Genomic DNA, 4,205 nt, shown 5'->3' with positions numbered 1-4,205 from the left:
CGCCAGCATCAGCAGCACGCGGGTGTCGCCGTGGTCAGCCGCCAAAACAGCCAGGGTCTCAGCACCAGCCAGATCGCCAGCCTCCTCCCGCCCTTTGGCCGGTATCGGCAGCAGGACGGTGTCGCCGTGGTCCGCCGCCTGCTGGTAGAGGGCGTCAGCACCAGCCCGATCGCCATCCCTGTCCCGTAACTCGCCGAGCCACACCATTGCGTCGGTGTCGCCCCTTTCGGCCGCCTGCTGGTACAAGGCTGCGGCACCAGCCTGGTCGCCAGCCTCCTCCCGCATCCCTGCGAGCATCAGCAACACTTTCGTGTCGCCCCACTCGGCCGCCTGGGCTGCAAAGTTTTCGGCGCGGGCCTGATCGCCAGCCTCCTCCCAGAACGTGCCGAGCCACACTATTGCGTTGGGGTCGCCTCTTTCGGCCGCCTGCTGGTACAACGCTGCGGCGCCAGCCGGGTCGCCAGCCTCCTCCCGCCCGGTCGCCAGCATCAGCAACACTCTTGTGTCGCCCCACTCGGCCGCCTGGGCTGCCAGGGCCTCGGCACCGGCCCGATCGCCGGCCTCCTCCCGCATCCCTGCGAGGATCGTCAGCGCCTCAAGGTCGCCCCGCTCAGCCGCCTGCTCGTACACGGCCTCGATACCAACCCGGTCGCCGGCCCTCTCCCGCATCTCGGCCAGCATCCGTACCGCGACCGTGTCGCCCTGCTCGGCCGCCTGCTCGTACAGGGCCTCGGCACCAACCTCGTCGCCGGCCCGCTCGCGCATCCCTGCGAGCATCTTCAGTGCCTCAAGGTCGCCCCGTTCCGCCGCCAACCGGTAGAGGCGGGCAGCGTGCCGGTAGCGGGCCCGGTCGGCTGCCGCGGTGGCGAGGGTCCTCAGCGTATCGGGGTCGGTGATGGTGGCGGCTGCTGTCCAAAAGCTGGCGGGGGGCGTCTCGCCTGCGCGTTCGGTACGGCCAGTTTGGTCGAGGTAGTCAGCAAGCCGGTAGGTCGGCCCATGACCGGTTGGTGAATCTCCGGGGCGTGGGCGGATGCGGGTCACTGGACCGGGCACGCCTTTGCACGGTGTGGCGGTGTAGGCCAAGGCTTGTTCGAGCCAGTCGTCGGCCGCCTGTGACCATTCGTGGTCGGTGAGGTAGCCGGGTGCGGCCTGGTCTAGCAGGGAGTGCGGGATCGCGATGAGGTGACCGAGCCGGCGGGCGTCGATAGCCACGTCAATGACGGCCCGAGCGGGACCCTCTGCGTTGTGATAGCGGCTCAACAGCTCCGGCACGCCTGCTAGATATTGGGTGACCCGGCCAGCCTCGGCGTTCTCGGCGGCCTGCCGCAGCCGAGGATCGGCCCGAGCTGTCAAGTCCCGTACTTCAACACTGGTGAACGTCTCTCGTACTCGCACGTCGGTGCCGTCGAGCAGTTCACGGGCCTGGGCGTAAGGGTCATGCTGGCCAGGGCTCGGGCGAGTGGTTAACGTGCTCCAGGGTTCCGGCCACAGTGTTGCCAGGACCAGCACGGGAGCCCGGGCTGGGTCCTCCAGCAAGGTACGCAGCCCGGCCGCGATTCGTTCGCCGAGCGCCGGATCGGCAGGCAGCAGGTAGTGCTGCGCCTCATTGAGCCACACCACGGTCATCGGGCCGACGTCACCGATTGCCGCAGCAGCGGCGCCTGGCTTGGACGGATCCTTCGGATGCCACACCCACCACTGGTCGTCGTCCTTGGCGAGACGTTGAATTGCCTCCCAGCACGCTCGCGTCTTGCCGGTCGACGACCCGCCCACCAACGTCACCATTCGGCTCTTGCCCCCGGCGACCTCATCCACCGCCCGACGGATCCGGACGTCGTGCGCGCGTGGCACGTAGTCCGGGAGCACTGGCAGCGATGCCCCCTGCTGCGGCGTGTCGATCGCCCGGTGCACCTCCAGGTCGATGGGATTCCACTCGCCGACCGGCTTACCCAACCGCTGCCTCACGGACGCAGCAGGTGCCGCTTTCGCTGCGATCCAAAGCTCGAGGATCCGTTTCGCTGCCGGATGCCGGTCCCTGCCGTTATCGAGACGGGCAAGGACAGTGGCCAGGGACGCGACATCCTCCTGCTTCCCGGTCTCGCGACCACTGACGATTCTGCTGATCGGATCCCGCCCCGGGGAGCCGGGAAGGTCATCATCGGCGGCTATCAGCGCGGCGAGATCATCCAGGGTGTGAGTACCTGCGCGTAGATACAGGTCGTACAGCGCGTCACGGAGATCACGGGCGGGTCCGGGCGGCAGCTCAACCTTTTCGATCTGTCTGTGCTTGCTCACAGACGCCCGTCGGGACTCGTCGGCACTCATCGCCGTCAAGCATCCACTACCAGGTACCGAGTGGCCATCCGTCGCTGCCCATCGCGTTGCCGACAACGTCCCTGGACTCACCCGCAAGGTGGAGGAACAGCCGGCGCCGGCTCAACCGACATTCCTCAACTTCGCAGGAGCATGCGATGTCTCACTCCCAGCGCGATCACGACAACGGCCGGCATGCCAACCTCACCGCGGCGGCTGTCAGCGGCGTAATCTCCGGTCTCATCCGGGCAATAGCCGACTGGATCATCATGACTTTTACCCGCGACATCTGACAGTCTCCGCGGCCGTGCCCTGGCGAACGATCGCCCAGTCGCCAGGCACGGCGGAGGGGAGGTTGTTGACGACGTTCGCTGAACGAGTCATCGCGGCACCCGTCGCAAAAACATGACGGATCAGCTTTGGGCGCCCTGGTCACGCCGCTGGCCCACTGACCTGTCGCCGTACCTCCTTACTGCCCCCACCTGGGCTATCGATCGAGCGACCGTGGGGGTCAACGTGTGCCTTTCTGCAGCGACTCCACGGAGTACGGCAGATACCGGCTGTCCACACCCAGACCTCGCATGAGCCGACCGAGCAGCCGCTCGACCACCGCAGACGTCTCCTCGGCAAGTTCCAAGGTGGTGGTGGTCGTCAGCTGCTCGTACTCGTTCCGGCTGTAGGGCACACCCATGTCCCCCCAGGTGGCCCGGCCGTCAAACGGACCCACGTTCTTGAGGTTGTCCAGCAGGACTCCGACAGCCCATTGCCCTTGGTAGCCGCCAGCGCGCTCAGCCAGGTGGCCGGCCATCATCATCAAGCTGTGTGTCATCCCGAGAACGAGGACCGGGAAGACGACTGCCTCCGACTCCTCGGTCATGCGCGAGCTGACGGTGTCCGTGCCTCGGCCGCACGTTAGCGCGATCGAGCCGTCCTCCCTGAGGACCATCTCTACCAGGCCCGGCTCGTCGAGACGTCGGGGGTCGTTGTACGAGGTGAACGCAACCCCATCTGCTCGCCGTCGGGCCCTTGTGGCGGACGCCAGGGTCGGCGCCCACTTTCCGCCCAGATGCTGCGTGACGCTGCTTGCGATCGCCAGGATCTCCATTTGAAGGCTGGGGCCGGTGATGAACTCAACCATCGCATCGGCGGGTGTGGCCAGGGGTTGAGCGACCAGATACAGGTGTCCGCGCTGGTGGGGGCTCCGGGCCGGGGTCTTCATCGCGCAGCACGCGTAGCTGTCGACCAACGTCATGCTGGGTCTGAGTCCGAACAGCGATTGCCTGTCGTACTTCCTGGTCGCTGAGCTTGCGGTTGGCTCGGTCTCCGCGCCCGTAGTAGATGTTGTCGACCATGTGCGGTGCTTGCGCGCTGGGAGGAACGATGACGAGTAGGCAGCCCCACCCGGGCCGAGCCGGATCCACGATCGGAACGGACCGGACGATCACTGGCGGGTGCACCTTCATCCGAGCAACCTGATCGACCCTGTCGGCCAAGCCAGCTAGTTCGACACCTACAACCTCGCCGGCGCGGCTCTCGTGATCAACCACGCCGTACACCAGGAGGCCACCCTCCAGGGACATCGCGGCGACGTCGATAGCAAGGTCATTGTTGCCAGGTCGTCCGGCCTTGAGTTCCCGCTTGAGATCCACCCACCGCGATTCGTCGAGCAGCCCGCCAGCCGCAGCGCTCACAATGTCCTGCCAGTCGCGGGGTCGCCACATCCCGTGGTCGATTCCGAGATTGACGGCACCTGTGAAGTCCGCGCCCATGATCCTGCCTCCTGTACGCGTCCTGGCCCTTAGAGCTCCTAACAAAATGATGTTGGGCGTAACCGGCTGATCGTGAAGCTCGTTCTGTCTGAACGTGAGGAGGGGTGAGCAGCCGCCGTGGAT

General features: G+C 66.4%; 4 protein-coding genes. 1 reads left to right on the top strand and 3 read right to left on the bottom strand.

All coding sequences use genetic code 11. From position 1 onward, the window contains the following. Positions 1-2,325 (bottom strand): hypothetical protein (locus AB0B57_RS36705; RefSeq protein ID WP_357081057.1); only part of this gene is annotated, 2,325 nt, incomplete at its 3' end. Between the two features lie 146 nt (positions 2,326-2,471). Here AB0B57_RS36705 and AB0B57_RS36700 point away from each other — a divergent pair. Further along, entirely contained in the window at positions 2,472-2,606 is a 135-nt protein-coding gene (locus AB0B57_RS36700) for a hypothetical protein (RefSeq protein WP_357081055.1), read from the top strand. A gap of 218 nt (positions 2,607-2,824) precedes the next feature. Here AB0B57_RS36700 and AB0B57_RS36695 read toward each other — a convergent pair whose 3' ends face one another. Both AB0B57_RS36695 and AB0B57_RS36690 read right to left on the bottom strand, forming a co-directional pair. After that, positions 2,825-3,451 (bottom strand): hypothetical protein, encoded by a 627-nt coding sequence (locus AB0B57_RS36695; protein WP_357081052.1) that lies wholly within the window; start codon positions 3,449-3,451, stop codon positions 2,825-2,827. Beyond that, positions 3,444-4,205: hypothetical protein (locus AB0B57_RS36690; protein WP_357081049.1), on the bottom strand; the 762-nt coding region annotated here is incomplete at its 5' end. The genes AB0B57_RS36690 and AB0B57_RS36695, both read right to left, overlap by 8 nt.

Source organism: Micromonospora sp. NPDC049101 (genome assembly GCF_040648675.1).
In the GTDB taxonomy this organism is placed as follows: Bacteria; Actinomycetota; Actinomycetes; order Mycobacteriales; family Micromonosporaceae; genus Micromonospora.
The sequence above is the reverse complement of the archived record's forward strand: the minus strand, read 5'-3'. Positions and strand labels throughout refer to the sequence as shown.

Bases quoted from the DNA above. Each gene is read 5' to 3' on its own strand.
- AB0B57_RS36700 (WP_357081055.1), top strand. From the start codon at position 2,472: ATGTCTCACTCCCAGCGCGATCACGACAACGGCCGGCATGCCAACCTC.
- AB0B57_RS36695 (WP_357081052.1), bottom strand. From the start codon at position 3,451: ATGGTTGAGTTCATCACCGGCCCCAGCCTTCAAATGGAGATCCTGGCG.